Origin of the sequence: Globicatella sp. HMSC072A10, assembly GCF_001811625.1 — a bacterium.
In the GTDB taxonomy this organism is placed as follows: Bacteria; Bacillota; Bacilli; order Lactobacillales; family Aerococcaceae; genus Globicatella; species Globicatella sanguinis.
In genome coordinates this window covers 1-4960 of the sequence record NZ_KV805676.1, presented here as the reverse complement: position 1 = coordinate 4960, position 4960 = coordinate 1, and the positions used below count along the sequence as shown (strand labels likewise).

At 37.3% G+C, this 4960-nt stretch carries 4 protein-coding genes; 3 read left to right on the top strand and 1 reads right to left on the bottom strand.

The annotated features are described in order from the left end of the window. Positions 1 to 204: 204 nt before the first annotated feature. Positions 205 to 993 (bottom strand): amino acid ABC transporter substrate-binding protein, encoded by a 789-nt coding sequence (locus HMPREF2811_RS03640; protein WP_071408151.1) that lies wholly within the window; start codon positions 991 to 993, stop codon positions 205 to 207. 418 nt (positions 994 to 1411) lie between these two features. On the opposite strand from HMPREF2811_RS03640, the gene serC reads away from it, so the two are divergent. The 3 genes from serC to HMPREF2811_RS03625 are packed head-to-tail and all read left to right on the top strand — an operon-like array spanning position 1412 to position 4830. Then, on the top strand, positions 1412 to 2494 hold the full coding sequence (gene serC / locus HMPREF2811_RS03635) for a 3-phosphoserine/phosphohydroxythreonine transaminase (protein WP_071408150.1): 1083 nt from the start codon (positions 1412 to 1414) through the stop codon (positions 2492 to 2494). Further along, positions 2457 to 3674 (top strand): 3-phosphoglycerate dehydrogenase family protein, encoded by a 1218-nt coding sequence (locus tag HMPREF2811_RS03630; protein ID WP_246829806.1) that lies wholly within the window; start codon positions 2457 to 2459, stop codon positions 3672 to 3674. Before serC ends, HMPREF2811_RS03630 begins: the two co-directional genes overlap by 38 nt. Then, positions 3667 to 4830 carry a DUF1015 domain-containing protein gene (locus HMPREF2811_RS03625; RefSeq protein WP_066124554.1) on the top strand — a complete coding sequence of 388 codons (1164 nt, stop codon included), beginning with the start codon at positions 3667 to 3669 and terminating at the stop codon, positions 4828 to 4830. Before HMPREF2811_RS03630 ends, HMPREF2811_RS03625 begins: the two co-directional genes overlap by 8 nt. Positions 4831 to 4960: the final 130 nt, after the last annotated feature.

Genomic DNA, 4960 nt, shown 5'->3' with positions numbered 1-4960 from the left:
TTGACTATCATTGAACGTTGCAGTTCAGCTAAACTTACTAGAAATCATTCATTCGGCACCAACAAAACGCCGAAATAATGCCAGTTTTATCAACTAATCATTATCAAACCTATCTTGCCACTTGTAGAAAGCTAATCGTAATATTCAAGTTCGTGATTATAGTGATACCATTTTGGATAATGATTCTTTGTTCAATGAACCTGATTATTCTTTAATCTCTACAAACCATTTAGCTTTAATTTCATCAAATATACCGTCTTCGGTTACTGCTTTTAAAGCGGCATTGAATTCTTCTACAAATTCACTATCCGATTTTCTAAAACCAACGGCGTATTCTTCTTCACCGAAATTATCTTCTAAAATACGGTAGCTATCGGCATTGTCTTTTTGGCTTAGATAATAAGTAGCCAGTGTTTCGTCAACGACAATCGCATCTGCTCGGCCATTGTCTAAATCAGCGAAAACTTCTACAAAGGTCGCATAGGTAATCGGTGTTGCGCCATCGATGGTTTTGGTAAAGGCTTCATCTGCTAAAATGGCTTCTAAGGCGGAAGATTCTGCTTGAGTTGCGACCACTTTATCAGCTAAATCAGCTTTCGATTCAATATCATTATCCGCTTTAATAATAATGACTTGACGATTATCCATATAAGCATCAGAGAATGCGACTACTTTTTCACGTTCATCAGTAATTGTATAGCCATTCCAAATCATATCGATACTGCCGGTATTCAATTCGGTTTCTTTGGTACTCCAGTCAATCGGTTGAAATTCAAATTCCACATCCATTTTATCAAAAACGGCGCTTGCTAAATCAACATCAAAACCAACGATATTGCCTTTTTCATCTTTAAAGCCAAAGGGCGCAAAGGTATCATCAAAACCGACAACTACTTTATCTTCTTTATTAATCATGGGTTCTGCCGCCATTACAACGGGAGATGCAACCATTAAACCTAAAACCGCCACTAACATTCTTTTGATCTTTTTCATACTATATGCTCCTTTTTTAAATTGATTGAGACAGTCGACTATCCTAAAAAAATACGCCCTCTACCCGAATATGGGTAAAGGACGTCTTAACGTGGTTCCACCTTTATTTATAATAAGCTCACACTTATTACCTCAATGAGAATATTTCTCGCGCTATAATGTTGCGACCATACATTTTATTACTGGCTGTGTCTTCATTCGTTCATCTATTTGCTCGCACCAACCGCAAACTCTCTTGAAAATATCCCGAATCTCTTAGTCCAAAAATGTTTTTATTAATTAATATGAGTTTATAATAAATTAAACACTCGATTCTGTCAACCATTTTAATCAATTTCTCATTTAAATAATAATTCCCATTGAATTAACTGCTAGTTTACGTTATGATTATACAAAACATTATAAAGGAGTCGTCAGGATGAGAAAAACATTTAACTTTTCTGCTGGGCCAGCGATGTTACCCGAAGAGGTATTGCAACAAGCGTCCCAAGAATTATTAGATTATCGAGGCAGTGGCCAATCGGTAATGGAGATGAGTCATCGCTCCTCCGTTTATAATGATATTTTTCAAGAAACAAAAACTAACTTAAAAAAATTAGTCCATATTCCAGATAATTATGAAATTATTTTTACACCTGGAGGAGCCAGTGCATTGTTTGGCATGATTGCTCAAAATTTAATGCCAAAAAAATCAGCCGACTATATTGTAACCGGAAATTTTTCAAAGAAAGCTGCACAAGAAGCGAGAAAATTTGGTTATATCAATATCGTGGCTAGTTCTGAAGATAAAAATTTCACTTACATACCAGACGTTTCAAAAATTCAATTCAATGAAACAGCTGATTATGTCCACATTTGTGAAAACAATACTATTTTCGGTACTAAATTTAAACAATTACCAAACACTAAAGACATTCCTTTAATAGCTGATATGTCTTCTTGTTATTTATCAGAACCGATTGATGTCACTCAATACGGTATGATATACGGTGGTGTACAAAAGAATATTGGACCTGCTGGCGTTGGATTATCCATTATTAATAAAGATATCATTCCAATTGAAATCAGTGACAATGTACCAACCATGAACCGGTTCGATACTTATATTGATAATGATTCAATGTATAATACGCCACCAACTTATACGATTTATATTTGTGGACTCGTTTTTAAATGGTTGTTAGATCAAGGTGGTTTAAGCGCAATTCAACAGAAAAATATTAAAAAGGCACAATTACTATATGATTATATTGACCAAAGTGCATTATTTAGTAATCCGGTTAATAAGAACGATCGTTCATTAATGAATGTTCCGTTTGTGACTGGTGATCCACAGCTGGATAAAAAATTTATTAAAGAAGCGAGCGACCATCATTTAGTAAACCTAGCCGGTCACCGTTTAGTGGGTGGAATGCGCGCTAGTATTTATAATGCGATGCCTTTGGAAGGTGTACAAGCATTAGTTGATTTTATGGAAAAATTTGAAAGAGAGAACCGATAATATGTTTGATTATTATTTATTTAATCCCATTGGACAAAAAGGCCTAAACTTATTCGAAGAAGAATATCAAGAAACCAATAACTTAAGTGACGCAAAAGTTGCACTTATTCGTAGTGCTAATATTCATGATTTAGACTTTCCTGAAAAATTAGTGGCCATTGCGAGAGCCGGTGCTGGGGTCAATAATATCCCTTTAGATGAATATACTAAAAAAGGGATCGTCGTCTTTAATACGCCCGGAGCGAATGCGAATAGTGTGAAAGAATTAGTACTCGGAGGCATGATCATCGCCTCTCGTAATGTATTGTCAAGTGTTGATTGGGTTAAAGCCTCAAAAGATGAAGCCGACATTGCCAAACTTGCTGAACAAGCCAAAAAAGCTTTTAATGGCAATGAATTAGCCGGCAAAACACTTGGCGTCATCGGTTTAGGTTCTATCGGTGTTTTAGTAGCAAATGCTGCCTTAGCCTTAGGAATGAGAGTCTTAGGCTACGACCCCTTTCTTTCAGTAAAATCCGCTTGGAACCTTTCACACGAAGTTGAACACATTTCGAATATTGAGGATATTTATATTCAATCGGACTATATTACCTTGCATTTACCTTTAGTCGATGCCACAGAAAAAATGATTGATGCAAGAGTGGTACAATTATTTAAAAAAGGGGTCGTCTTATTAAATTATGCCCGCGATACCTTAATTGATGAAGAAGCCTTACGTCCTGCCTTAGAATCAGGGCATATTGCGAAATACGTCACTGATTTTCCTAATCCGACTTCTGCTAGTTTACCTAACACCATCATTACGCCACATATTGGGGCTACGACGACTGAATCGGAAGATAATTGTGCGAAAATGGCAGTTAGCCAATTAAGACAGTATGTTGAACATGGTAATATCATTAATTCAGTGAATTTTCCTAATTGCTCAATTGGTCCGATTGGCGCGTATACGCGTTTATGTATTCTCCATGAAAATAAGCCCAATATGATTGGTCGTTTAACGACCTGGCTAGGTAATCGTGACATTAATATTGTGAATTTTATGAATCAAAGTAAAGATGGCTATGCCTATTCGATAATGGATATCGATGGCAATTCGATTGAACATTTTAAAGAAGACTTAGCCAATGGCGATGGTATTTGTCGCATTCGTATTATCAAAGGAGGAGAACATGGTTAATATTTCACCCTTAAGTTTACATTTAGCACAACCTGAATTTGCTCAGCAATTAGCTTCCCTACCCTATGATGTCTTTAATGAACAAGAAGCGCGGGCCTATGTCCAACAGCATCCTTTAGCCTTTATCGGTATTGATCGACCGGAAACCTTCTTTGCTGAAGGGACTTCGCCTTATGATGCGAAAGTGTATCAAAAAGCTCATGATGAATTACAACAACGTGAATTGACGTATTATCCACTGCAACCTGCACAATATTATTTATACCAATTAAAAACCAATACGCACGAACAAACCGGTATCATCGCAGGCTTCACGGCTGAAGATTATCAACATCATTTAATCAAAAAACACGAGTTAACACGTAAAGAAAAAGAAGACGATCGCGTACGCCATATCGAAAAACTAGGCGCCCAAACCGGTCCCATCTTTTTAGTTCATAAACGCCATCCCGGATTGAAAGCCGTCGTGGAAGAAATTCAAAAAACCACCCAGCCAATCATCGAGTTTAAAAGTGAAGAAGACGTCTATCAATCCATCACCATCGTTCCACATGAATTTGAAGAGGCAATTAGCCAATATTTTGCTGAGATGCCTGCCATCTATATCGCCGACGGACATCATCGAACAGCCGCTGCCGTGAGAGCCAGTGCAACAGTCGGCAATGGCAAAGTCATGAGCGTCATTTTCCCTGAGGAAGAAATGGCAATTCTGCCTTATCACCGTGTCATTAGTGATCTATCACCTTACAATCCAGAAGCACTCGTTGAAAAGTTGAACCAAGAATTTGATATAGAAGCTGTTGAGGCGCCGTTCCAACCGACTGAAAAAGGTACGGTTGGTTTATGGTTAAATCAACAATGGTATCAACTAAGATTAAAAACACATGACCCACAAGCTTTAGACGCTACTTTATTGAGCCAACAAATTTTAGAGCCTATTCTTAACATTCAAGATATTAGGACTGATGAACGGATTGATTTTGTCGGTGGGAATCGTGCATTGCAAGAGTTAGAACAATACCCGCTTGCCTTTGCAATGCACCCCACTGCTATTCAAGAACTGTTTACTGTCGCTGACGAATCCGGTATTATGCCCCCAAAAAGTACTTGGTTTGAACCTAAATTATATAGTGGCCTCTTTTACTTTAGAGGTTAAAGGTTTCCTCAACAAGACGTAAAAAGGACACCGCCTGACAATGATTCAGACGGTGTCTTTGTTTTTTATTCTAAGAAAAATTGGGATGTCCTTATTAATTTGGCTCTATACTTTTTGGTGTGGATTTATA